15 protein-coding genes and 1 pseudogene are annotated in these 25,491 nt (G+C 71.0%); 10 read left to right on the top strand and 6 right to left on the bottom strand.

Annotated features, from left to right (window positions below; genetic code table 11):
- The first annotated feature begins 85 nt into the window (after positions 1 to 85).
- The gene (locus OG349_RS10820) at positions 86 to 424 is read left to right on the top strand and encodes a hypothetical protein (protein WP_327234407.1); all 339 of its coding nucleotides are present in this window, start codon (positions 86 to 88) and stop codon (positions 422 to 424) included.
- Here OG349_RS10820 and OG349_RS10815 read toward each other — a convergent pair.
- A complete protein-coding gene (locus tag OG349_RS10815; RefSeq protein ID WP_327234406.1) occupies positions 360 to 1,370 on the bottom strand; it encodes an aldo/keto reductase in 1,011 nt (336 codons plus the stop codon). The two genes, OG349_RS10820 and OG349_RS10815, sit on opposite strands and share 65 nt — an antisense overlap.
- Positions 1,371 to 1,537: 167 nt before the next feature.
- Here OG349_RS10815 and OG349_RS10810 point away from each other — a divergent pair, with 167 nt between their 5' ends.
- The 5 genes from OG349_RS10810 (at position 1,538) to OG349_RS10790 (ending at position 7,970) form a co-directional block, all read left to right on the top strand.
- The gene (locus OG349_RS10810) at positions 1,538 to 2,404 is read left to right on the top strand and encodes a helix-turn-helix transcriptional regulator (RefSeq protein WP_327238524.1); all 867 of its coding nucleotides are present in this window, start codon (positions 1,538 to 1,540) and stop codon (positions 2,402 to 2,404) included.
- A gap of 71 nt (positions 2,405 to 2,475) precedes the next feature.
- Positions 2,476 to 2,949, top strand: a complete 474-nt coding sequence (locus tag OG349_RS10805) for a MerR family transcriptional regulator (RefSeq protein WP_327234405.1) — start codon at positions 2,476 to 2,478, stop codon at positions 2,947 to 2,949.
- Positions 2,946 to 3,278 (top strand): thioredoxin family protein, encoded by a 333-nt coding sequence (locus OG349_RS10800; protein ID WP_327234404.1) that lies wholly within the window; start codon positions 2,946 to 2,948, stop codon positions 3,276 to 3,278. The genes OG349_RS10805 and OG349_RS10800 overlap by 4 nt, the downstream gene beginning before the upstream one ends.
- A 158-nt stretch (positions 3,279 to 3,436) precedes the next feature.
- Positions 3,437 to 5,722 (top strand): HelD family protein, encoded by a 2,286-nt coding sequence (locus OG349_RS10795; RefSeq protein WP_327238523.1) that lies wholly within the window; start codon positions 3,437 to 3,439, stop codon positions 5,720 to 5,722.
- Positions 5,723 to 5,846: 124 nt separating this feature from the next.
- The gene (locus OG349_RS10790) at positions 5,847 to 7,970 is read left to right on the top strand and encodes a SpoIIE family protein phosphatase (RefSeq protein WP_327234403.1); all 2,124 of its coding nucleotides are present in this window, start codon (positions 5,847 to 5,849) and stop codon (positions 7,968 to 7,970) included.
- A 642-nt stretch (positions 7,971 to 8,612) separates the two neighbouring features.
- Here the strand turns inward: OG349_RS10790 and glgB are convergent.
- The 4 genes from glgB to OG349_RS10770 all read right to left on the bottom strand — a co-directional run bounded on the left by glgB (position 8,613) and on the right by OG349_RS10770 (position 16,890).
- Entirely contained in the window at positions 8,613 to 10,814 is a 2,202-nt protein-coding gene (gene glgB, locus OG349_RS10785; RefSeq protein ID WP_442806376.1) for a 1,4-alpha-glucan branching enzyme, read from the bottom strand.
- 725 nt (positions 10,815 to 11,539) lie between these two features.
- On the bottom strand, positions 11,540 to 12,988 hold the full coding sequence (locus OG349_RS10780) for a maltokinase N-terminal cap-like domain-containing protein (protein WP_327234401.1): 1,449 nt from the start codon (positions 12,986 to 12,988) through the stop codon (positions 11,540 to 11,542).
- 192 nt (positions 12,989 to 13,180) lie between these two features.
- Positions 13,181 to 14,905 carry a maltose alpha-D-glucosyltransferase gene (gene treS / locus OG349_RS10775; protein ID WP_327234400.1) on the bottom strand — a complete coding sequence of 575 codons (1,725 nt, stop codon included), beginning with the start codon at positions 14,903 to 14,905 and terminating at the stop codon, positions 13,181 to 13,183.
- Positions 14,902 to 16,890: an alpha-1,4-glucan--maltose-1-phosphate maltosyltransferase gene (locus OG349_RS10770; protein ID WP_327238522.1), complete on the bottom strand. Its 1,989-nt coding sequence runs from the start codon at positions 16,888 to 16,890 to the stop codon at positions 14,902 to 14,904. The genes treS and OG349_RS10770 overlap by 4 nt, the downstream gene beginning before the upstream one ends.
- Before the next feature lie 521 nt (positions 16,891 to 17,411).
- On the opposite strand from OG349_RS10770, the gene glgP reads away from it, so the two are divergent.
- From glgP to OG349_RS10750, 4 genes and pseudogenes are all read left to right on the top strand, one after another.
- Positions 17,412 to 20,099: an alpha-glucan family phosphorylase gene (gene glgP / locus OG349_RS10765; protein WP_327234399.1), complete on the top strand. Its 2,688-nt coding sequence runs from the start codon at positions 17,412 to 17,414 to the stop codon at positions 20,097 to 20,099.
- A 182-nt stretch (positions 20,100 to 20,281) separates the two neighbouring features.
- Positions 20,282 to 21,511: pseudogene (locus OG349_RS10760) on the top strand (alginate lyase family protein); the annotation flags it as partial.
- The gene (locus OG349_RS10755; RefSeq protein ID WP_327238521.1) at positions 21,491 to 21,946 is read left to right on the top strand and encodes a ricin-type beta-trefoil lectin domain protein; all 456 of its coding nucleotides are present in this window, start codon (positions 21,491 to 21,493) and stop codon (positions 21,944 to 21,946) included. The pseudogene OG349_RS10760 and the gene OG349_RS10755, both read left to right, overlap by 21 nt.
- 175 nt (positions 21,947 to 22,121) lie before the next feature.
- Positions 22,122 to 23,363: an alginate lyase family protein gene (locus OG349_RS10750; RefSeq protein ID WP_327234398.1), complete on the top strand. Its 1,242-nt coding sequence runs from the start codon at positions 22,122 to 22,124 to the stop codon at positions 23,361 to 23,363.
- Positions 23,364 to 23,448: 85 nt separating this feature from the next.
- On the opposite strand, the gene OG349_RS10745 is transcribed toward OG349_RS10750, so the two are convergent.
- Entirely contained in the window at positions 23,449 to 25,482 is a 2,034-nt protein-coding gene (locus OG349_RS10745) for a M4 family metallopeptidase (RefSeq protein ID WP_327234397.1), read from the bottom strand.
- Positions 25,483 to 25,491 lie beyond the last annotated feature (9 nt).

Genomic DNA, 25,491 nt, shown 5'->3' with positions numbered 1-25,491 from the left:
TTATGTTGGAACGAAGTTCCAACGTGAGTCAAACCGGCCGGCACGGCGACCAGGACACAGCAAGCCGATCGACGCACACGCGTGGATGGGTGCCCTGCTCTCCCGTACGCCGTCGCCGGTCGCGATGCCGCAGATGTTCGAAGGCTTCGGCGGACACCTCCAGGCGCTCGGCGTGCCCGAACGGGCGCGGTTCGACTCCGCGTCCGCGCTCGTGAGCCACACCCCCGGCGTCGCCGGGCAGAACGCCGCGAACGCCCAGCTGTTCCCGTACGGCACCGACCGGGCGGCGGTCCTGGGCGAGGCCGCCGCGCAATGGGCACGGCTCGATCCCGCCCCCGTCGGACGGCCCGCCGCCCCTGTCAGAAGCGCCGCAGGCGCTTGTCCGCCAGGGATGGGGGTGTGTAGTAGATGTCGTTCTGGTTGACGTTCGTGCCTGGGGGGACGATGTCGTCGATACGGTCCAGGATGTCGTCGCTCAGTTCGGTCTCCGCGCCCGCCAGTAGGTCGTCCAGGTGCTCGGGGCGGCGGGGGCCGATGAGGACCGACGTGATCGCCGGGTGGGAGCGTACGAATGCCGTGGCCAGGTGGGACAGGGGCATTCCCGCCTCCACCGCCAGTTCTGTCAGGCGTCCGACCGCCTCCGCCTTGGTCTGGTTGGCCGGGACGGACAGGTCGAAGGTCGCGGGGCCCCTCGCCGCGCGGGCGCCCTTCGACGGGTCGGCGCGGCCCGAGAGCCAGCCGGAGCTGAGTGGGCCGTAGGTCAGGACGCCCATGCCGTAGCGCTGGACCGTGGGCAGGACGCTCGACTCGATGCCGCGCAGCAGGATCGAGTACGGGGGCTGTTCCGTACGGAAGCGGTGGTGGCCGCGCCGTTCCGCCGTCCACTGCGCCTCCACGATCAGCTCGGCCGGGGTGCACGAGGAGCCGATGGCCCGGACCTTGCCCGAGCGGACCAGGTCGGAGAGGGCGGCGAGCGTCTCGTCGATGTCCGTGTGGGGGTCGGGGCGGTGCAGTTGGTACAGGTCGATGTGGTCGGTGCCCAGCCGCCGGAGGCTGTTCTCCACCGCTTGTACGATCCAACGGGGCGAGCCGCCCCGGCGGTTGAGGTCGTCACCCATCGGCCAGCCGAACTTCGTCGCGAGAACGACCTCGTCACGCCGGCCCTTGAGCGCCTTGCCGACGATGTCCTCCGACTCGCCCTCGCTGTAGACGTCCGCGGTGTCCACGAAGTTCACCCCGGCGTCCAGGGCGCGGTGGATCATCCGTACCGACTCGTCGTGGTCGGTGTTGCCCATCGCGCCGAACATCATCGTGCCGAGCGCGACCTCGCTGACCGACATGCCCGTACCGCCCAGAACCCTGCGCTTCATCGCTCGCTCCTCGGCCCTTCCGTTCCGGTGACTCACCTTTCACACAACCATCGGTGCGTGCGGTTCGCAGGGGTGGCGGGGAGCCCCCTTTCACCGGGGGTCCGGTAGTACCCCTCTCGCGCGGCGCGGCGCCGTCCGCCCCGTCCTACGCTGGACGAGTGACCGACATGTCCTCCTCCGGCGGCAACTCCGAGCTCCGGGAGTTCCTGCGCTCGCGCCGCGCGCGCGTCACCCCCGAGGACGCCGGGCTGCCCCCGCACGCCGGCGCACGCCGGGTCCCGGGGCTGCGGCGCGAGGAGGTCGCCCAGCTGGCGGGGGTGAGCGTGGACTATTACGTACGGCTGGAGCGGGGGCGCGGCAGCAACGTCTCGGAGAGCGTGCTGGACGCCGTCGCGCGCGCCCTGCGGCTGGACGACACCGAGCGCGGTCACCTCTTCGCCCTGGCCAGGCCCACCCGCAAGCAGGGCCGGCCGCTGCCGCCCCAGCGCGTACGGCCCGGGATGTACCGGATCCTGGACACGCTGACCGACACCCCGGCGCTGGTGCTGGGCCGCCGTACGGATGTCCTGGCGTCGAACCCGATGGCGCGGGCGTTCTACACGGACTTCGAGGCGCTGCCGCAGCGGGAGCGGAACATGGCCCGCTTCCTCTTCCTGGACGAGGCGGCCCGCGACCTGTACGTGGACTGGGCCGCGTCCGCGCGCGGCACGGTCGCCGCCCTGCACCTCTACGCGGGGCGCAACCCCCACGACCCCCGGCTGGCCGAGCTGATCGGCGACCTGTCGCTGGGGGACCAGGACTTCCGCCGCTGGTGGGCGGACCATGACGTGCTGCGCCGTACGTACGGGAGCAAGCGGTACCACCACCCGCTGATCGGCGAGCTGACGCTCGACTACGAGGCGCTCAACCCGACCGGTGACCCGGAGCAGACCCTCGGCATCCACACCGCCGAGCCGGGCAGTCCCTCGGCGCACGCGCTGAGCCTGCTGGCGGGCTGGACACGGGAGCCGGCCGCCGGACACTCCGTGCCTTGACCGTTGCCTTGGCTCGGCCCTCGGCCCTCGCCCTTGGCTTGACGCCGACGTCAACGCTTACCGTCGACACCATGCGCATCGGCGAGCTGGCGGAACGGGCAGGCACCACCACCCGGGCCCTGCGGTACTACGAATCACGCGGGCTGCTGCCCGCCCGGCGGGCGGTGAACGGCTACCGCACGTACGACGAGGACGATCTGCGGCTCCTCCAGCAGATCAGGACCCTCCAGGACTCCGGGTTCGACCTGGAGGAGACCCGGCCCTTCGTGGAGTGTCTGCGCGCCGGGCACCCGGCCGGGGACGCGTGTCCCGCCTCCCTCGACGTCTACCGCCGCAAGCTCACGGAGCTGGACGGGCTGATCGACCAGCTCCGGTCGGTCCGCGCGCGGGTCGGGGCGCAGCTGGCGCAGGCCGAGGCGGAACTGCCGGGCGGTCCGGAGCCTCTGTGCGACCTGACCGACGCGCTGGCCGAGGGAATTCATCGAACGCGCCAAACACGTCAAACACGTCGAACACGTCAAACTCACGGAGGTACGGACGCATGATCACGATCGAGGGTGTGGACGCCGTCACGGACACGGACTTCGACGCGGTGGTAATAGGGGCCGAACTGCCGGTCCTGGTGGAATTCACCGCCGACTGGTGCCCGCCGTGCCGGCAGCTCGCGCCCGTCCTCGGCGCCGTCGCCGCAGAGGAGGCCGGCCGCCTCAAGATCGTTCAGCTCGACGTGGACACCAATCCGGTGATCACGGCGCGGTACGGCGTGCTCGCCATGCCGACGCTCCTGCTGTTCCGCGACGGCGAGCCGGTGAAGTCGATGGTCGGCGCCCGGCCGAAGCGCCGGCTGCTGGAGGAGCTGGCCGACGTGGTCTGACGCCTTTCGCGCGTGAAAAAGCCCCCACCGAATTGACGGTCGGGGCTTGCGTCCGCGTATATTGGTTGTTTCATGTCTCCGTGCGATGTGCGATTAAAGACATGTCTCAAGCAATGGATGCAGCGTATTGGACAGGGGCTCAATTGTCAACCGAGGAATTGCAGAACGAACAGCAATTCGTCACTCTCCTCTACGAGCGACTCGACGCGCTGAGGGAGCAGGCCGAGGACGCGGTGCGGGCCACCGCCGGACAGGTCAGCACCGGCCGGCAGGCGAGGGTCGAGCGTGACATCACCGTGGCCGAGCAGTCCGGCCGGGTCTCCTCCCTCAACGCCGTCGAGTCCGGCCTGTGTTTCGGCCGGATCGACCTCGCCGACGACACGATCCACCACATCGGGCGCATCGGCATACGGCGGGACGACGAGGAACGCACCCCCCTGCTGGTCGACTGGCGCGCCCCCGTGGCCCGGCCCTTCTACCTGGCCACCGGCTTCGAGCCCATGGGCCTGCGGCGCCGCCGCCACCTGACCACCCAGGAGCGCCGGGTCACCGCCTTGCACGACGAGATCATGGATCTCACCGACACCCGCCGCACGGGGTACGAGGACGCGGACGCCGACGCCGTCCTGCTCTCCGCGCTCAACTCCGCGCGTACGGGCCGGATGGCCGACATCGTCCAGACCATCCAGGCCGAGCAGGACCGCGTCATCCGCGCCCCGTACCGGGGTGTGCTGGTGGTCGAGGGCGGGCCCGGCACCGGAAAGACGGCGGTCGCGCTGCACCGGGCCGCGTACCTGCTCTACGCCTACCGCGAGCAGCTGGCCCGCCGCGCCGTGCTGATCGTCGGGCCGAACCCGGCCTTCCTCGGCTACATCGGCGAGGTGCTGCCCTCGCTCGGGGAGACCGGTGTGCTGCTGGCGACGACCGGGGAACTGTTCCCCGGCGTACGGGCCGCCGGGACGGACACCCCGGCGGCGGCCGAGGTCAAGGGCCGCCTCGGGATGGCGAAGGTGCTCGCCGAGGAGATCGCCGACCGGCAGTCGCTGCCCCAGCCGAGCGTCGAGATCGCGCACGAGGACCACGGCACACTCGTCCTGGACCGCGAGACGGCGGCCGAGGCCAGGCAGCGGGCCCGCGAGACCGGCCTGCCGCACAACCTGGCCCGGCCGACCTTCGCCTTCCGGGTCATCGACGCGCTCACCGCGCAGCTCGCGGAGCGCATCGGCGCGGATCCGGAGGGCGGGCCCAACCTGCTGTCCCCGGAGGACGTGGCGCAGCTCGGCAAGGAGGTCGCCACCAGCCGTGAGGTGCAGGCGGCGATCGAGTCGCTGTGGCCGGCCCTGACCCCGCAGCAGTTGGTCGCCGACTTCCTGGCCGCGCCCTGGCGGCTGGACGCGCGCGACGCGGCGGCCGTACGCCGCCCCGGTATCAGGACCGGCGCGGACGCGCCGATCGACTGGACCCCGGCGGACGTGCCGCTGCTGGACGAGGCGGCGGAGCTGCTCGGCGAGGACGACAGCGCGGCACGCGCCGCCGCCGCGCTGGAACGGCAGGAGCAGATCGCCTACGCCCAGGGCGTGTTGGAGCTGTCGTACGGCTCCCGTACGCAGGAGTTCGAGGACGAGGACGAGTCGGAGGTGCTGGCGGCCCACGACATCATCGACGCGGAACGGTTCGCGGACCGGCACGAGGAGGCGGACACGCGCAGCGCCGCGGAGCGCGCGGCGGCCGACCGGACGTGGGCGTTCGGGCACATCGTCGTGGACGAGGCGCAGGAACTGTCCGCGATGGCCTGGCGGTTGCTGATGCGCCGCTGCCCGAGCCGGTCCATGACGCTGGTCGGCGACCCGGCCCAGACCGGGGACGCGGCGGGCTGCGACTCGTGGCAGCAGATCCTCCAGCCGTACGTCGGCACCCGCTGGGAGCTGTCCCGGCTCGGCGTCAACTACCGTACGCCCGCCGAGATCATGGAGGTCGCGGCGGAGGTACGGCGGCTCGCGGACCCGCTCTTCGAGCCGCCGAGGTCCGTACGGTCGACGGGTACGGCCCCGTTCGTACGGGCGGTCGCACCGGCCCTGATGGCGCGTACGGCAGCCGAGTTGGCGGCGGAGCACCCCGGCGAGGGGCGCCTCGCGGTGATCGCACCACCGGCACTCGTCCCGGCACTCGGCGCCGAACTGCCCGACGCGTCCTGGGGAGTTACGCCCGACCTGACCCGCCCGGTGGTCGTGCTCGACCCCCGCCAGGCGAAGGGGCTGGAGTTCGACACGGTGATCGTGGTCGACCCGGAGGCAATCCTGGACGGCTCGCCACGCGGGACGAACGACCTGTACGTGGCCCTGACGCGGACGACCCAGCGGCTGGGAATCGTACGGAACGCGGAGGTGCCGTCGCGGTTGAAGTCGACGAGCGTGTCCGGCACGAGCGGCGGGGAGGCGCCGTAGGGCTCCCCGCCCGGGATGTCGCCGTCCCGGGCGGGGACTAACATCCACATATGGGTGATATTCGATCTGGCCGGTTCGACGTCCCCCTGGGGGAAGCGGGCGGCGACGCGGCCCCTGGGGCGGCGTGAGCGTGGCGGAGGACGGCGCCTCCGTCACGGCGGAGATCGAGCGAGCCCTGACGGACGTGGGACAGGCCACCGGTGCGCACATCGGGGTCGTGTACCTGCTGGAGCCCGGGGACCGGGCCGTACGGATGGGTTTTGTGACCGGCCTGTCCCGGAGGGTCGCCACGCCCTGGACCCAGGTGGCGCTCGCCTCGACGGTCCCGGTGGCCGAGGTGGTGCGTGAGGGGCGGCCGGTGTGGGTGCCCAGCCACACGGACATGGCCCGCCGCTTCCCCCGTACGGCCCTCGCCCTGCCGTACCACATGGCCCTCGGCGTCGTACCCCTGTCGTCCGGTGCCACCCGCTGGGGGGCGCTGCTCCAGATCTGGCCCGGTACGCACCCGCCCGAGCTGTCCGACCAGGAGACACGGGCGCTCGACGAGGGCGCCCGCCGTATCAGCGGCCTCCTCCTGCGGGCCGCGGAGGAGGGGCGTCCGGTACGGCCCACGGAGCTGCGGGCGGTCGACCCGCCGCCGACCCGGCACGCGGAGCCCGGAGCCGAGCTCACCGAGCGCTTTCCGGAAGGCGCCTGCGCCCTGGACCTCGAAGGGCGCATCACCTTCCTCAACCACACCACCGTGGACCTGCTGGGCGGCACCCGTGACAGCCTGTTGGGGGCCCGGCCCTGGGAGGTGCTGCCCTGGCTGAACGACCCGGTCTACGAGAACGCGTACCTCGGCGCGCTGTTCAGCCGGCTGCCCGTGTCCTTCACCGTCCTGCGGCCCCCCGACCGGTGGCTGGCCTTCCACCTCTATCCCGACGCCACCGGGGTCAGCGTCCGCGTCACGCCCGGGGTGGCGCCCGGCGACGGGCACGACCCGGTCCTGACGCCGGCGCCGGCCGCCGCGGGAAACGCGCGCCCCGGGGCCCTCTTCCAGCTGCTGCACCTGTCGTCCGTCCTCACCGACGCCGTCGGGGTGCGGGACGTGACGGAGACGGTCACCGACCAGATCATGCCGGTCATCAACGCCCAGGCGATGGCGCTGGTCACCGCCGACGCGGGGCGGCTGTCGGTGATCGGCTTCCGGGGCTTCCGGAAGGAGATCGCGGTCGGCTTCGACGGCCTCTCCCTGACCGCGGACACCCCGGTCGTCCGGGCGGTCCTGAACGGTACGCCGCTCTTCTCGACGGACGGCGACGAACTCAGACGTACCTCCCCGAACGTCCGACTGAGCCCGGAGAAGGCCTCGTTCGCCTACCTGCCGATGTTCGCCTCCGGGCGGACGATCGGCTGCTGCGTGCTGGGGTACGACCGGCCGCACGCCTTCCCCCCGGACGAGCGCACCGCCCTCATCTCCCTGGCGGGGGTGATCGCGCAGGCCCTGGAGCGGGCCCGGCTGTACGACTCCAAGAACCAGGTCGCCCTGGGCCTCCAGGCCGCGCTGCTGCCCCACGACCTGCCGAGGATTCCCGGGCTCCAGGTCGCGGCGCGCTACCTGCCGGCGACGCGTGGCCTGGACATCGGCGGTGACTTCTACGACCTGATCCGGCTGGACGACACGTCGGTCGCGGCGGTCATCGGGGACGTACAGGGCCACAACGTGAACGCGGCGGCGCTGATGGGGCAGGTCCGTACCGCCGTCCACACGCACGCGAGCGCGGGCGCGCCTCCGGACGAGGTGCTGGCGCGCACCAACCGCCTGCTGATCGACCTGCGGTCCACGCTCTTCACCAGCTGCCTGTACGCGCACCTCGACCTGCGGCACCACCGGGCGCGGCTGGCGACGGCCGGTCACCCGCCGCCGATCCTGCGCCATGCCGACGGCCGTACGGAGATCCTGGACGTCCCGACCGGGATCCTCCTCGGCATCGAGCCGGAGGCGGAGTACCGCACGGTGGAGGTACCGCTGCCGCCGGGGGCGGTACTGGCGCTCTACACGGACGGCCTGGTCGAGGTCCCTGGCACGAGCCTGGACACGTCGATCGCGGCGTTGGCGGGGCGGTTGGGGCGGGCGGATACGGCTTCGCTGGACGCGCTGTCGGAGTCCTTGGTACGGAGGGCGGGGCGGACGCGGCAGTCGTTTCGGGGGAGCGATGACATTGCGTTGCTGCTGGTGAAGTTGGAGCGGTACGTGGGTGGGTGACGGTGGGGGCCGCGCCGCCGCCGGAGAGTGTCCTCAAGCGCCGGACGGGCTGGGTGGGTGCGGATGCGGATGCGGATGCGTGGGCCGTGGGCGGGGGCGCGCGGCCTGCGGCCTGGCGTTGTCCTCAATCGCCGGACGGGCTTGAATTGCGCCGCCCGGGGTGGGGACGGGGGTGCAGGCTGTGGGTGCGGTTGCGCGGCCTGCGGCCTCGCCGTGTCCTCAATCGCCGGACGGGCTGGGTTTTGCCTCGGGTGGTGGGGACGGGGGTGCGGGTTGTGGGTGGGGTTGCGCGGCCTGTGGCCTTGTTGTGTCCTCAAGCGCCGGACGGGCTGGGTTTTGCCGTGCGTGGTGGGGGTGTGCGGGTTGGGGGCGTGGCTTCATCGAGTGCCTTCCGCGCTGGTGGACGAAGGGCGGCCACCTCAAGCCCGTCCGGCGATTGAGGACAAAGCGTGGCCGCAGGCCGCGCCGCGTGGAGGTGGTGCCGCGCGGGCGGCCTGGGGGCGGAGAGTTGCGCCGTTCCCGCGCCGGCGGACACAGCGCGGCCACACCGAGCCCGTCCGGCGATTGAGGACATGGCGCGGCCGCGTGGCCGCTCGGCCGCCTCCAGCCCGTCCGGCGATTGAGGACAAGGCCGGGGACGCGTCAGGGGGTTGGGCGCAGCCAGATCGTTGCCAAGGGAGGGAGCGTGACGTGGAGCGACGCCGGGTGGCCGTGGGACGGGGCCGACTCCGGTTTCACCGGCTCCGGGTTCAGGACGTCGCTGCCGCCGTATCGCGCCGCGTCCGTGTTCAGGACCTCCGTCCACGCCGCGTACTGCTCCGGCACCCCGAGGCGGTAGTCGTGCCGCACCACCGGCGCGAAGTGCGAAACCGCCAGCAACGGCGAACCCGCCGCGTCGAAGCGCAGGAACGCGAACACGTTGTCCTCCGCCGCCCCGCCGTCCACCCACGAGAAGCCCTCCGGGGAGGTGTCCCGCTCCCACAGCGCGGGCGTCGCGCCGTAGACCGTGTTCAGGTCGCGGACCAGGTCCCGTACCCCCCGGTGGTCCGGCGCCGCCTCGTACGACGGGTCCAACAGCCACCAGTCCGGGCCGTGGCCCTCCGACCACTCCGCGCCCTGCGCGAACTCCTGGCCCATGAAGAGCAGTTGCTTGCCCGGGTGCGCCCACATGAAGCCCAGATAGGCCCGCTCGTTCGCGCGCTGCTGCCACCAGTCCCCGGGCATCTTGGAGACCAGCGCCCCCTTTCCGTGCACGACCTCGTCGTGCGAGATCGGCAGGACGTAGTTCTCGCTGTACGCGTACACCATGGAGAACGTCATCTCGCCGTGGTGGTACCTGCGGTGCACCGGCTCCTTGGAGACGTAGTCCAGCGAGTCGTGCATCCAGCCCATGTTCCACTTCAGCCCGAAGCCGAGCCCGCCGAAGCCGTCCGGGCCGACGAGGTGGGTCGCGCGGGTGACCCCGTTCCACGCCGTGGACTCCTCGGCGATGGTCACCACCCCCGGACAGCGCCGGTAGACGGTGGCGTTCATCTCCTGGAGGAACGCGACCGCGTCCAGATTCTCCCGGCCGCCGTGCTCGTTGGGGGACCACTGGCCCGCCTCGCGGGAGTAGTCCAGGTAGAGCATCGAGGCCACCGCGTCGACGCGCAGGCCGTCGATGTGGAACTCCTCGCACCAGAACACCGCGTTGGCGACAAGGAAGTTACGGACCTCCGTGCGGCCGTAGTCGAACTCCAGCGTTCCCCAGTCGGGGTGTTCGGCACGCTGCGGGTCCTCGGACTCGTACAGCGGCCGGCCGTCGAAGCGCGCCAGCGCCCACTCGTCCTTGGGGAAGTGGGCCGGGACCCAGTCCACGATGACGCCGATGCCCGCGCGGTGCAGCGCGTCCACCAGGAAGCGGAAGTCGTCGGGGGTGCCGAGGCGGGAGGTCGGGGCGTAGAAGCCGGTGACCTGGTAGCCCCAGGAGCCGCCGAAGGGGTGCTCGGCGACGGGCATCAGCTCGACGTGGGTGAAGCCGAGATCCTTGACGTAGGCGGGTAGTTGGACAGCCAGTTGACGGTACGTCAGACCCGGGCGCCAGGATGCGAGATGGATCTCGTACACGGAGAACGGCGCCTCGTGCACGGCGCGGTCGGCGCGGTGCGCCAGCCACTCCTCGTCCTGCCAGACGTGGTGCGACTCGGTCACGATCGACGCGGTGGCGGGCGGCACTTCGGTGCGGCGGGCCATCGGGTCGGCGCGCAGGGTGTGCGTGCCGTCCGGGCGGGTGATGTCGAACTTGTACAGCGCGCCTTCGCCGATGCCCGGCACGAACAGCTCCCACACGCCGGTGGCGCCGAGCGAGCGCATGGGCAGGCTGGTGCCGTCCCAGTAGTTGAAGTCGCCGGAGACCCTGACGCCGCGGGCGTTGGGCGCCCAGAGGGTGAAGCGGGTGCCGGTGACGCCCTGGTGGGTCATCGGGCGGGCGCCGAGCGCCTTCCACAGCTCCTCGTGGCGGCCCTCGCCGATCAGGTGCAGGTCGAGGTCGCCGAGGGCGGGGAGGAAGCGGTACGGGTCGTGGACCTCGACGTCGTCGACGCCGTCGGTGTCGCCGTAGCGGATGAGGAGGGAGTACGCGGGGACGGCGGGGAGGGGGAGGACACCGGAGAAGAAGCCGTCGCCGTCGTCGTGGAGCGGGGTGCGGGTGTTGTCGTCGTCGGTGAGGACGGTGACGGCGTGGGCGTAGGGGCGCAGGGTGCGGATGGCGATGCCGCCGCCGCTCGGGAGGGGGTGGGCGCCGAGGAGGGCGTGGGGGTCGTGGTGGGAGCCGCTGAGGAGGCGTTCGCGGTCGGTGGGGTCCAGGGGTGGGGCGGAGGGGTTCGGCGCGGGGGTGGGGGGCGTGGCGTCCTTGGCCCCCTGGGCCTCGTTGGTCCCCTGGGCTCCCTGGGCCTGCTTGTCCTTCTTGGCCTGCTTGGCCGGTTTTTGCTGCTTGGCGTCGGCCTTGGCCTCTTTGCCGCTTGCGGGCTTGTGGGGGCGGTCGGCGGGGGCCGCCGGGACGGACGGGGTGCCGGACGGGGTGTCGGGCGACGACGGACGGGCGGTCACGGGTGGTGCCTCCTCGTTGGGCGGGGTGAGGTGTCTCGGTGCGGTGCGCGGCCCTGCGGCCTCGCGTTGTCCTCAATCGCCGGACGGGCTTGATTCTCGCGGTCCGCGGTGGGGATGCGCGAGCGGTCGGTGGGGTTGCTGGGCCTGCGGCCTTGCGTTGTCCTCAATCGCCGGACGGGCTTGATTGTCGCCCCTGCGGTGGGGATGTGCGGGCCGTGGGTGGGGTTGCTGGGCCTGCGGCCTTGCGTTGTCCTCAATCGCCGGACGGGCTGGAATTTCCCGCACGTCGTGGCGATGTGCGCGTTGAGGGTGGGGGCGCGCGGCCTGCGGCCTCGCTGTGTCCTCAATCGCCGGACGGGCTTGATTGTCGGCCGGGCGGCATTGATTCCGCTCCGTCGGGCCGGTCTGATCGGTCTCCGCCGGGCGTGCGGACATATCAAGCCCGTCCGGCGATTGAGGACAACCCGGGGGCGGGGAACCTGTCACCGCTCGCCCGCCAGCCGGCGAATCGCGGCCATGGGGACCGGGAGCCAGTCCGGGCGGTGGCGGGCCTCGTACAGGACCTCGTACACCGCCTTGTCCGTCTCGTACGCCCGCAGCAGCTCCGGCTCCGCGCGCGGGTCCGTGCCCGACGCCTGCGCGTATCCCTCGCAGAACGCCGCGCGGCACCGCGTCGCCCAGTCCGCACGCCACGGCTCGTGCGAACGCGCCGCGTAGTCGAAGGACCGCAGCATGCCCGCCACATCGCGGACCGGTGGCTGTGGGCGGCGGCGTTCCGCCAGTGGTATGGCCGGTTCGCCCTCGAAGTCGATCACCGACCAGCGGCCGTCGGGGGTGCGCAGCGCCTGGCCCAGGTGCAGGTCGCCGTGGACCCGCTGCGCCGGGCGGCCCCGTGCCGCCTCGTCCAGGCCCGCCAGCGCGTCGAAGGCCGTCCGCAGCCCGGGGACGTACGGCATCAGGGCGGGGACCGCCTGCGCCGCCACGTCCAGGCGGGCCGTCATCGCGTCCGCGAACTGCGCCGTCTGGCGCCGGCCCAGCGTCACGGTCGGGAGGGCCGCAGCCAGCGCCAGATGCACCTCGGCCGTGGTCCGCCCCAGCGAGCGCGCCTCCGACGTGAACTCCCGGTCCGCGCCCAGCGCCGCCAGCGCCAGCTGCCAGCCGTCCCGCGATCCGCGCAGATACGGCTGGAGCACACCGAGCGTGAGCGTGTCGTCGCTGCCCGTCGGATCGTCCGCCTCGAACCACGCCACCGGCGCCGGCACCCGGTCGCAGCCCTCCGCGGCGAGGGCCAGCGGCAGCTCCAGATCCGGGTGCGGGCCGGGGAAGACCCGGCGGAGGATCTTGAGGATGTACGCGTCGCCATGGACGGCGTCGCCGTGAGCGTCCCCGTAGACGAGGGACGAATTGGATTGTTCCGCGTCCAGCAGCTTTCCGGTCAGGGCCGCCGGGATCGGCCGCGCGCGCTCGAACCGTAGCGGTCCCCATGACCCTGGGTTGCGCAATCGTTCCAGCAGCAGCTCCGCCACGCGCGGATCGTGCAGGCCCTCGTACACCGTGAGCCCGGCCAGCGGGCCCTGCGCCGCCCGGCCGAGGCGCGCCGCCGCGAGGTGCGGGGGCAGGGCCTCCCGGACGCCGAGCAGCAGCTGGTAGCAGTCGCCGGCCGAGGCGGAGACCCCGGCGGCGCCCTGTTCGACCCGTACCAGCAGGTGGAGCAGGGCGGGGTCGCCCGGGTGCGCGGGACGCAGCTCGGTGACCGTCACCGGCACAAAACCGGTGACCGTACGCCCCTTGCCCGCGAACCAGCGCTGGCGGGGCAGCCAGTCGTGGAGCAGGGGCGCCAGCGATCCGAGGAGCGCCGCCGCGTCGGTGGGTGACACGGCGCGGTGGGGAGCGCCGTACGGCGTGATCCGGGTGGATGCAGCCTTCGTCATGGCCTCGCGTCCTTTCCCCGGGCACACCACAGGATGCGCAGAGTGTCCCGGATTGCGGCATCTGCTGTCCGGCTGTGCGGGACGTGTCGGGTGACGATGATCCGTACGGACTCGATTCCGTACGCGTCGGACGTGGGGAACGTGCCCCGTGCGGGGCGGTGGAAACACCGCCCCGCACGTCATCCGGTCGCGTCAGCTCGACGCGACATCCTTCCTGAGCCTGAACCAGTAGAAACCGTGGCCCGCCAGGGTGAGCAGGTACGGCCACTCGCCGATGGCGGGGAAACGGACCCCACCGATCAGCTCCACCGGGTGCCGCCCGCTGAACTCCTTGAGATCCAGCTCGGTGGGCTGGGCGAAGCGCGAGAAGTTGTGGACGCACAGGACGAGGTCGTCGCCCTTGCCGTCCTGGGAGGGCGCTTCCCGCAGGAACGCCAGCACCGCCGGGTTCGACGACGGCAGCTCCGTGTACGAGCCGAGCCCGAAGGCCGGGTTCTGCTTGCGGATCTCGATCATCCGCCGGGTCCAGTGCAGCAGCGAGGACGGCGAGGCCATCGACGCTTCCACATTGGTGACCTGGTACCCGTAGACCGGGTCCATGATCGTCGGGAGGTAGAGCCGGCCGGGGTCGCTGGACGAGAATCCCGCGTTCCGGTCGGGGGTCCACTGCATCGGGGTCCGTACGGCGTCCCGGTCACCGAGCCAGATGTTGTCGCCCATCCCGATCTCGTCCCCGTAGTAGAGGATCGGGGAGCCCGGCAGCGACAGCAGCAGAGCCGTGAACAGCTCGATCTGGTTGCGGTCGTTGTCGAGCAGCGGGGCGAGGCGGCGCCGGATGCCGATGTTGGCGCGCATCCGGGGGTCCTTGGCGTACTCCGCGTACATGTAGTCGCGTTCCTCGTCCGTGACCATTTCGAGTGTCAGCTCGTCGTGGTTGCGGAGGAAGATGCCCCACTGGCAGTTGGTGGGGATCGCCGGGGTCTTCGCCAGGATCTCCGAGACCGGGTAGCGCGACTCGCGCCGTACGGCCATGAAGATCCGCGGCATCACGGGGAAGTGGAACGCCATGTGGCATTCGTCGCCGCCCTTGGCGTAGTCACCGAAGTAGTCGACGACGTCCTCGGGCCACTGGTTGGCCTCGGCGAGCAGCACCGTGTCGGGGTAGTGCGCGTCGATCTCCTTGCGCACCCGCTTGAGGAACGCGTGGGTGGCCGGGAGGTTCTCGCAGTTGGTGCCTTCCTTCTGGTAGAGGTACGGCACGGCGTCCAGCCGGAAGCCGTCGATGCCCAGGTCCAGCCAGAAGCGCAGCGCGGAGATGATCTCCTCCTGCACGGCCGGGTTCTCGTAGTTGAGGTCCGGCTGGTGCGAGAAGAAGCGGTGCCAGTAGTACTGCTTGCGCACCGGGTCGAAGGTCCAGTTGGAGGTCTCCGTGTCGACGAAGATGATCCGGGCGTCCTGGTACTGCTTGTCGTCGTCGGCCCAGACGTAGTAGTCGCCGTACGGTCCTTCGGGGTCCTTGCGGGACTCCTGGAACCAGTCGTGCTGGTCGCTGGTGTGGTTCATGACGAAGTCGATGACCACACGCATGCCGCGCTGGTGCGTGGCGTCGACGAACTCCACGAAGTCGGCGAGGTCGCCGAACTCGGGGAGGACGGCGGTGTAGTCGGAGACGTCGTAGCCGCCGTCGCGCAGGGGCGACTTGAAGAACGGCGGCAGCCAGAGGCAGTCGACACCGAGCCATTGGAGGTAGTCCAGCTTGGCGGTGATGCCCTTGAGATCACCGATGCCGTCTCCGTTGCTGTCCTGGAACGAACGCACCAGAACCTCGTAGAAGACGGCTCGTTTGAACCAGTCGGGATGACGGTCCTGGGCCGGGGTGTCCTCGAACGTGTCGTGGACGGGCTCGTTGACGATCATGATGTGGGTGACCCTCCGATCGGCGGGGACGGTCGCAGGACCACGACGTGCGCGGGCGTGACGCCCGGCTCTAGGCGCACGTAGTTGGCCCTGCCCCAGTGATAGGTCTCGCCGGTGAGCTCGTCGCGCACCGGGACGGTCTCGTGCCATTCGAGGCCGAGCCGCTCCATGTCCAACGAGACCGTCGCCTCCTGGGTGTGGTGAGGGTCGAGGTTGACGACCACCAGAACGATGTTCGAGCCCGCCCGCTTGCTGTACGCGATGACCGCTTCGTTGTCGGCATCGTGGAAGTGGATGTCGCGCAGCTGTTGCAGCGCGGGGTGCCGCCTTCTGATCCGGTTGAGCGTGGTGATCAGCGGCGCGATCGTACGGCCCTCACGCTCGGCCGCCTCCCAGTCCCGGGGCCTCAGCTGGTACTTCTCGGAGTCACGGTACTCCTCGCTGCCCGGCTTGGCGGGGGTGTTCTCGCAGAGTTCATATCCCGCGTACACACCCCACGACGGCACCATCGTCGCGGCGAGCACCGCGCGCACCTCGAACGCCGGCCTGCCGCCCTCCTGGAGATAGGCGTGGAGGATGTCAGGCGTGTTCACGAAGAAGTTCGGACGCATGTACGCGGCGGTCTCGCGGGACAGCTCGACCAGGTAGTCCGTCAGCTCCCGCTTGCCGGTCCGCCAGGTGAAATACGTATACGACTGCTGGAAGCCGACCGCGCCCAGCGTGCGCATCATCGCGGGGCGCGTGAACGCCTCGGCGAGGAAGATGACATCGGGGTCGGTGCGGTTGATGTTGTTGATGACCTTCTCCCAGAAGACCACCGGCTTCGTGTGCGGGTTGTCGACGCGGAAGATCCGTACCCCGTGGGACATCCAGTACCGCAGCACGCGCACGGTCTCGCGGACCAGGCCGCGCATGTCGGCGTCGAAGGCGATCGGGTAGATGTCCTGGTACTTCTTCGGGGGGTTCTCGGCGTACGCGATGGAGCCGTCCGCGCGGTGGTGGAACCACTCCGGCTTCTTCGCGACCCAGGGGTGGTCGGGGGAGCACTGGAGCGCGAAGTCGAGCGCGATCTCCATGCGCAGGGTGCGCGCCGTCTCCACGAAGTGGTCGAAGTCCTCGATCGTGCCGAGGTCGGGGTGGATCGCGTCGTGACCGCCGTCCGCCGAGCCGATCGCCCAGGGCACGCCGACGTCCTCGGGGCCCGGGGTCAGGGTGTTGTTGGGGCCCTTGCGGTGGGTCGTGCCGATGGGGTGGACCGGGGGCAGATAGACGACGTCGAACCCCATCGCGGCGACCGCGGGCAGCCGCTCGGCGGCCGTACGGAAGGTGCCGCTCACCGGCGGCTCGCCCTCCTTCACCACCGCGCCCTCGGAGCGCGGGAACAGCTCGTACCAGGAACCGAACAGGGCCCGCCTGCGCTCGACCAGCAGGCGCGCGGGGCGCGAGGAGGTGACCAGCTCGCGCAGCGGGTGACGGCCGAGCGCGGCGGTGGCGTCCTGGGAGAGGGCGGCGGCCAGCCGGGCCCCGGCGGGGCGGTCCCGGTCGCGCAGCGCGTCGGCGGCGGCGAGCACGGCCTCCCGGCCGTCCTTCTTCGGTACGCCGACGGCGGCGCGTTCGTACAGGTCCGCCCCCTCGGCGAGGACCAGTTCGGTGTCGATGCCCGCCGGGATCTTGATCCCGGCGGTGTGGCGCCAGGTCGCGACGGGGTCGCTCCAGGCCTCCACGGTGTAGGTCCAGCGGCCTTCCTCGGTGGGGGTGACCTCGGCGCCCCAGCGGTCGGTGCCGGGGGCGAGCTCGTGCATGGGGGTCCACGGGCCGGGGCGGCCCGATGGATCCGTGAGGACGACATTGGCCGCCACCGCGTCATGGCCCTCGCGGAAGACGGTGGCGGTGACCTGGAAGGTTTCACCGCTCACCGCCTTCGCGGGGCGTTTGCCGCAGTCGACGAGCGGATGGACGTCCAGGACGGGAATGCGACCAATCAGCGGTTTCACTGGATCACCTGGGTGCTGTGCGGGCGTGACAGGCAGGGCGGGTGCTTCGGGTGGTACGGGTGGTCTGGTGGAAGGGGTGGTTGGAACGGGGGAAACGGGGGGAACGGGCGATGTGGATGAGGACCTGTGGGGGCTCCGTAAGTTCTGTGGTCTTTTGGGATGTTTTACCGTTCTTTGTAGCTGCTCGGTCGGCGACTGAGAGGCTGCGGCCATGTCGGCTCCCGTCCGCGTTCACTCGAATAGCGCTGGATCGTGTGCCGTACGTACCGCATGAGCCTTCCCAATATTTTCCGCCGGACAATCTGTTCGCGTGTATCTCCTACGTCATCAGGAGATGAACGGCTACCCTTTCCACCCTCTCGGCCATCCCTCCCGCCACCTCCCCAGGGGGGCGCACACCTCAATGCGCCGTGGTTGGAACGGGGGGCGTACGGCTACCGTCGGGGGGACGGTGGGACGCACATCGTCGTGTGTCCCCTCCAGCCCGTACGTCCCCTGCGAAGGTGGAGCACGTGAAGGCAATCCGTCGGTTCACCGTCCGCCCCGTCCTGCCCGACCCGCTGCGACCACTCGGCGACCTGGCGCGCAACCTGCGCTGGTCCTGGCACACCGAGACCCGAGAGCTCTTCGAGTCCGTCGACCCCGCCGGCTGGCGGCAGGCCGACGGCGACCCCGTGCGGTTCCTCGGGGGCGTCTCCGCGGCCCGCCTCGCCGAGCTGGCCGAGGACCGCGCCTTCCTGCGCACGCTGAGCGCCGCGTCCGCCGGCCTCGACACGTATCTGCACGGCCCCCGCTGGTACCAGGAGAACGACGGAGGGGGTGGGGAGCTGCCCGCCGCCATCGGCTACTTCTCGCCCGAGTTCGGCGTCACCGCCGCGCTGCCGCAGTACTCGGGCGGGCTCGGCATCCTCGCCGGCGACCACCTCAAGGCCGCCAGCGACCTCGGCGTACCGCTGATCGGCGTAGGCCTGCTCTACCGGCACGGATACTTCCGGCAGTCCCTGTCCAGGGACGGCTGGCAGCAGGAGCAGTACCCCGTCCTCGACCCGAACGAACTGCCGCTGACCCTCCTGCGCGAGGAGGACGGCACCCCCGCCCTGGTGGCCCTCACCCTGCCGGGACGGCGCACGCTGCACGCCCGCGTCTGGCAGGCGCAGGTGGGCCGCGTCCCGCTGCTGATGCTCGACTCGGACGTCGAGGAGAACGGCCCCGGCGAGCGGGACGTCACCGACCGGCTGTACGGCGGCGGCAGCGAGCACCGGCTCCTCCAGGAGATGCTGCTCGGCATCGGCGGGGTGCGCGCGGTGCGGACGTACTGCCGGCTCACCGGCCACGCCGCGCCCGAGGTGTTCCACACCAACGAGGGGCACGCCGGCTTCCTCGGCCTGGAGCGCATCCGTGAACTCGCCGACACCGGGCTCGCGTTCGACGCGGCATTGGAGGCCGTCAGGGCCGGTACGGTCTTCACCACCCACACCCCCGTGCCCGCCGGCATCGACCGCTTCGACCGCTCGCTCATCGCGCACCACTTCGGCGACGACGGCGAGCTGCCCGGGGTGGACGCCGAGCGGATCCTCGCCCTCGGCCTGGAGACCTACCCGGGCGGCCAGCCCCACCTCTTCAACATGGCCGTGATGGGGCTGCGGCTCGCCCAGCGGGCCAACGGGGTCTCCACCCTGCACGGCGCCGTCAGCCGCGAGATGTTCTCCGGGCTGTGGCCGGGCTTCGACCCGGAGGAGGTGCCGATCGGCTCCGTGACCAACGGGGTGCACGCGCCGACCTGGGTCGCGCCCGAGGTCGCCCGGCTGGGCGCCGAGCGGATCGGCACCGAACGGGCCGAACACGCCCTGTCCGTGGGCGGCGAGCCCCGCTGGGACTCGGTGGAGGACATCCCGGACGCCGACATCTGGGCCGTACGGAGGTCGCTGCGCGGGCAGTTGGTCGAGGAGGTACGGGAGCGGCTGCGCGCGTCCTGGCTCCAGCGGGGCGCGGCGGAGGCCGAACTGGGCTGGATCGACGGCGTGTTGGACCCGGACGTCCTGACCATCGGCTTCGCCCGCCGGGTCCCCTCGTACAAACGCCTCACCCTGATGCTGCGCGACCGCGACCGGCTCAGGGCGATGCTGCTCCACCCCGAGCGGCCCGTCCAGATCGTCGTCGCGGGCAAGGCGCATCCGGCGGACGACGGCGGCAAGCGGCTGGTGCAGGAACTGGTGCGGTTCGCCGACGACATGCGGGTGCGCCACCGGATCGTCTTCCTGCCGGACTACGGCATGCGGATGGCGAAGAAGCTCTACCCGGGCTGCGACGTCTGGCTGAACAACCCGCTGCGGCCCCTGGAGGCATGCGGGACCAGCGGGATGAAGGCCGCGCTCAACGGCTGCCTCAACCTGTCGGTGCTGGACGGCTGGTGGGACGAATGGTTCGAGCCGGACTTCGGCTGGGCCATCCCCACGGCGGACGGGGTGACCGCCGACGAGAACCGCAGGGACGACCTGGAGGCGGGCGCGCTCTACGAGCTGATCGAGGACCGGGTCGCGCCGCGCTTCTACGACCGGGACCGCCGGGACGGCGGTGACGGGGGCAGTGGCGACGGCGAGGGGCTGCCGGGCCGGTGGATCGAGATGGTCCGCCGCACGCTGATCACGCTGGGGCCGAAGGTGCTCGCGGGACGGATGGTGCGTGACTACGTGGAGCGGCTGTACGCGCCCGCCGCCCGCGCCCACCGCGCCCTGGACGCCGCCACCGCGACCGAACTGGCCGAGTGGAAGGGCCGGGCGCGGGCCCTGTGGCCGCACGTGTCGGTGGACCACGTCGAGACGGTCCCGTCCGCCACGGCGTCGGTGGAGACCACGGCCGGCGGTACGGCGGAGCTGGGCTCGACCCTCGCCCTGCGCGTCCGGATCGGCCTCGGCGACCTGCGCCCCGACGAGGTGGAGGTGCAGGCGGTGGCCGGGCGGGTCGGCTCCGACGACGCGATCGCGGACGCGCAGACCTTCCCGCTCAAGCCGGCCGGCGGCCCCGATCCCGAGGGGCGCTGGGTGTACGAGGGGCCGCTCTCCCTGGACCGCACGGGCCCGTACGGCTACACGGTCCGGGTCCTGCCGGCGCACCCGCTGCTCGCCACGAGCGCGGAGCTGGGGCTGGTGGCCCTGCCCGCGGAGACGGCGGGGGACGGCGCGGGGGTGCTGATGCGCTGACGCGCGGGCTTTGAGATTCTCGCTGGTCAGGGCCGGGTTCCGCGGAGCCCGGCCCTCGGCGTGCGCCCAGTGGGCCCATAGGTCTAGACCTTGACGTGCTCATGAGGATCGCTTTACGTTCAGCGTTCAACAAGGGTTCCCCGCCCTGGTGACCTGGTTACGCCGACCGGAAGGCATCCCCCATGCGCCCTCGGATCATCCCCAGAGTTCTCGGACTCGCCGCCGCCCTGACGGCGGTCACCGTCACCGCCCTCATGGCGCCGGCCACCGCCGCGCCCGTGCGGGCGGCCCCCGCCACGGCCCCGGCCGTCGCCGCCGCGCCCGCCGTCTTCACCCACCCCGGGGTGAACCTCAGCACCGCGCAACTCGACTTCGTGCGCGGCAGGGTGCAGGCCGGGGCGCAGCCCTGGAAGGCCGCGTACGACCAGATGATGGCGAGCAAGTACGCGTCCCTGTCCCGTACCGCCAAGCCCCGCGCGGTCGTGGAGTGCGGGCCGGTCTCGAACCCCAACAACGGCTGTACGGACGAGCGGGAGGACGCGATCGCCGCCTACACCGACGCGCTCGCCTGGTACATCACGCGTGACGAGCGCTACGCGCGCAAGTCGATCGAGCTGATGGACGCCTGGTCCAGCTCGATCCAGAACCACACCAACGACAACGCGCCGCTCCAGACGGGCTGGGCCGGCTCGTCCTGGCCCAAGGCCGCCGAGATCATCAAGTACGCCTACGGCAACTGGCCCAACTCCGCCCGGTTCTCGACGATGCTGCGCGACGTCTACCTCCCGAAGCTGGTGAACGGCTCCAACCGCACCGGGAACTGGGACCTGACCATGCTGGAGGCGGCGGTCAGCATCTCCGTCTTCCTTGAGGACAGGGCGAGTTACGACCGCGCGATCGGCCACTACCTGGAGCGCGTCCCCGCCTTCGTCTACCTCTCCTCGGACGGCGCGCTGCCGAGGACGGTGGCGAGCCAGAACCTCACCACCCGGGACCAGATCGTCGGATTCTGGTTCGGGGCCAACACCTTCGGCTCCACGATGAACGGTCTCACCCAGGAGACCTGCCGGGACTTCGTCCACACCGGTTACGGCATCTCCTCCATCTCGCACGTGGCGGAGACCGCCCTCCTCCAGGGGCAGGACCTGTATCCGCAGGTCGGCGAGCGGCTGCGGCAGGCGCTCGGCTTCCAGGCGAAGTACGAACTCCAGGCCGAGCCCGTCCCGTCCAGCCTGTGCGGCGGCTCGCTCACCCGTGGCCTCGCGGCGGTCACCGAGGTCGGCTTCAACGCCCTGCACACCCGCCAGGGCATCGCGATGGCCAACACCCAGACGCTCACCGAGCGGCAGCGGCCCTCCGGCACCAACAACCTGTTCGTCGCCTGGGAGACCCTGACCAACGCCGAGAACCCGGTCGTCCCCGGCCCCGGCGGCGGCACGCCGCCCACCGACCCGCCCACGTCGCCGAGCGGGCGGATCACCGGGTACGGCGGCAAGTGCGCGGACATCAACGCGGCAAGTTCCGCCAACGGCACGGCCGTACAGATCTATGACTGCAACGGCAGCTCCGCCCAGAACTGGACGGTGTCCCAGGACGGCACGATCCGGGGCCTCGGCAAGTGCCTCGACGTGGCCGCGGCCGGCACGGCCAACGGGACGCCGGTGCAGATCTACGACTGCAACGGGACCGGCTCGCAGCAGTGGCAGAAGGCCGCGAACGGCACGCTGGTCAACCCGCAGTCCGGGCGCTGCCTGGATGTGACGGGACCCAGCACCGCCAACGGCACCAAGCTCCAGATCTGGAGCTGCACCGGCGCGGCCAACCAGCTCTGGCAGCTGCCCGGCTGACCGGCGGCCCGCGTGGGGGGCTCGGGAGCGGCCCAGGTGATCAGCATAGGTCCAGACCTTGACGTGTTCATGTGTTGGTCCTAAGTTCCTCGTTCCAACAGGGTTCACAACTTCACCCCAAGTTCACATGGGTGAACCGAGTTGAGGACCTCCACTGACCCGGAAGGCCCCCCACATGCGCCCCGGACACATCGCGAGAGTCCTCGGACTCTCCGCCGCCCTGGCCGGCGTCACCGCCGGCGTCTTCATGGCTCCCGCCTCCGCCAAGGCCCCGGAGGAGGTGACGGCCGCGGTCGCCGCCCCGGCCGTCGCCGCCGCCCCGGCGGCCTTCACGCACCCCGGCGTGAACCTCAACACCGCACAGCTCGACTTCGTACGGAGCAAGGTGCAGGCCGGGGCGCAGCCCTGGAAGGCCGCGTACGACCAGATGGTCGCGAGCAAGTACGCGTCCCTGTCCCGTACCGCCAAGCCCCGCGCGACCGTCGAGTGCGGTTCGTACTCCAATCCCAACAACGGCTGCACGGACGAGCGTGAGGACGCGATCGCCGCGTACACCGACGCGCTGATCTGGTACATCACGCGCGACGACGCCTACGCGCAGAAGGCGATCCAGCTCATGGACGCCTGGTCCGGCACCATCAAGGACCACACCAACTCCAACGCGCCCCTCCAGACCGGCTGGGCGGGCTCGTCCTGGCCCAAGGCCGCGGAGATCATCAAGTACGTGCGCGGCAACTGGGCCAACTCGGGCCGGTTCGACACGATGCTGCGCAACGTCTACCTGCCGAAGCTCCTCGCCGGTTCCAACTCCAACGGGAACTGGGAGCTGACGATGGTGGAGGCGTCCACCAGCATCGCCGTCTACCTCAACGACAAGGCCGCGTACGACAGTTCGATCAGCCGCTACCTGACCCGGGTGCCGGCCTACATCTACCTGGCGTCGGACGGCGCGCTGCCGAAGACGGTCCCGAGCCAGAACCTCAACACCACGGCGAAGATCGTCAGTTACTGGCAGGGCCAGAGCACGTTCGGCTCGGCGATGACGGGTCTCACCCAGGAGACCTGCCGGGACTTCGTCCACACCGGTTACGGCATCTCGTCGGTCTCGCACGTCCTGGAGACCGCGCGCCTCCAGGGGCAGGACCTGTACCCGCAGGTCGGCGAGCGGCTGCGGCAGGCGCTGGGCTTCCAGTCCCGGTACGAGATCCAGGCGCAGCCCGTCCCGTCGAACCTGTGCGGCGGCAGTGTGGTCCGCGGCCTCGGCCCGATCACCGAGGTCGGGTTCAACACCCTGAACACGCTCCACGGGGTGGCGATGGCCAACACCCAGACGCTCACCGAGCGGCAGCGGCCCTCCGGCACCAACAACCTGTTCGTCGCGTGGGAGACGCTGACGAACGCGGGCAACCCCAACTAGCCCGCGGCGGAGTCCTGTCGCACAGCGAAGTGCCGCCCGGAGTGATCACACTCCGGGCGGCACTTTTTCCTTCAGGTGCTACGGGTCAGAACTGGAGCTTGAAGCTGTTGATCCGGCCGGTGTCCGCCGCCGCGACGTCCTGGACCTTGAGCTTCCAGGCACCGTTGGCGACCTCCGAGGAGGCGTTCACGGTGTACGTCTCGACCACGTTGTCCGCCGAGTCGCCGCTGCTGGCCGCCTTGACACGGTAGGCCGTGCCGTCCGGGGCCACCAGGTCGATGACCAGGTCACCGCGCCAGGTGTGCGTGATGTCCACGCTGACCTGGAGGTTGGTGGGCGCGTTGCCCGTGATGCCGGTGACGTTGACCGTCGAGGTCACCGCGGCGCCGTTGTCCGGGATGGCGACCTGGGTGGTGGACTCGAAGACCTTGCTCGGGTCCGGCGGCGGGGTGCCCGAGCGGGTGCCGACGTTGATGGCGGCCCAGGCGTCCTGCACGGCCTTGTACTCGACGCTGCTCGTGCCGCCGTAGAGGTCACTGGCGACCGCGAGCGTGCCGGTACGGGCGGCCGCGTAGTTCGTCGAGGTGCCGAACTTCGTGGAGAGCGCCTTGAACCAGATCTGCTCGGCCTTGGCCCGGCCGATGCCGGTCACCGGCAGGCCGTCCGAGGTCGGCGAGTCGTAGGTGACGCCGTTGATGGTCTTGACGCCGCTGCCCTCGGAGAGCAGGTAGAAGAAGTGGTTCGCCGGACCCGAGGAGTAGTGGACGTCGATGCCGCCGAGGCCCGAGTACCACGCGTCCTTGGACGCGCCGTCCTTGCTCGGCTTGTCCATGTAGCGCAGCGGGGTGCCGTTGCCGTTGATGTCGATCTTCTCGCCGACCAGGTAGTCCGCGGGGTCCGCGGGCTGGTTGGAGTAGAACTCGACGGCCGCGGCGAAGATGTCGGAGGTGGCCTCGTTGAGGCCGCCCGACTCACCGCTGTAGATCAGGCCGGCGGTGTTGGCGGTGACGCCGTGGGACATCTCGTGGGCCGCCACGTCGATGGACGTGAGGGGCTTCGCGTTGCCCGAGCCGTCGCCGTACGTCATGCAGAAGCAGCTGTCCTGCCAGAACGCGTTGACGTAGTTGTTGCCGTAGTGCACGCGGGAGTACGCGCCGACTCCGTCACCGCGGATGCCGGTGCGCCCGTGCACGTTCTTGAAGTAGTCCCACGTCTCCGCGGCACCGTAGGCGGCGTCGGCGCCCGCGGTCTCCGTGTTGGAGGCGACGCCGTTGCCCCAGACGTCGTCGGGGCCCGAGAAGAGGGTGCCGGTGCCCGACGTACCCCGGTTGAGGTTGTACGTCTTGTGGCTGCCGCGCGTGGAGTCGGTCAGGTTCCAGGTCGAGCCCGACTGGAGGGACCCGAGGGTGACCTGGCCGCTGTACTGCGTGTTGCCCACGCCGTTGTCGACGCCCTGGTACTCGAAGATCTTCTTGCCGGTGGCCGCGTCCGTGATCACGTGCAGCTCGTTCGGGGTCCCGTCCTGCTGGAGCCCGCCGACGACCGTCTCGTACGCCAGGGTCGGGGTGCCGTTGGCGGCCCAGACGACCTTGCGCGGGGCGCGCTCGGCGGCGGTCTTCTTCGAACCGTCCGCCACGGCGAGGCCGAGGGCCTGCTTCTCGGCGACGGCCGGGGTGACGTCCGCGGAGAGGTCGACGTTCTTCAGAACGGCCTTCGACGACTTCGTGACCGACTCGGTCTTCCCCGCCTTCGTCTCCTCGACGATGAGGTCACCGCCGAGGACCGGCAGGCCCGCGTAGGTGCGCTCGAAGCGGGTGTGCGTGGTGCCGTCGACGTCCTGCACGACGTCACGGACCGCGAGCTTCTCCTGTGCGCCCAGGCCGAGCTCCTTGGCGGTCTCCGCCTTGGAAGCGTCGGCCGCCTTTATCAGCGCGGTGCGCTGGGCGGGGGAGAGATCGCGCGGCAGCGCACCGGGGTCCGCCTTGCCGGCGACCGGTGCCTTGGGGGCGCTGTCGGGCTGTGCGGTGGCGGTACCTGCCTGCACACCGACGGTGAGAAGAGCTGCTGCGGCGATCAGAGCGCCGGTCGCGGTGGCACGACGGCTGGGCGTGGGTCTCACGCGAACTCC

Origin of the sequence: Streptomyces sp. NBC_01317 (assembly GCF_035961655.1) — a bacterium.
Taxonomy (GTDB): Bacteria; Actinomycetota; Actinomycetes; order Streptomycetales; family Streptomycetaceae; genus Streptomyces.
This window is presented reverse-complemented; position numbering and strand designations above follow the sequence as displayed.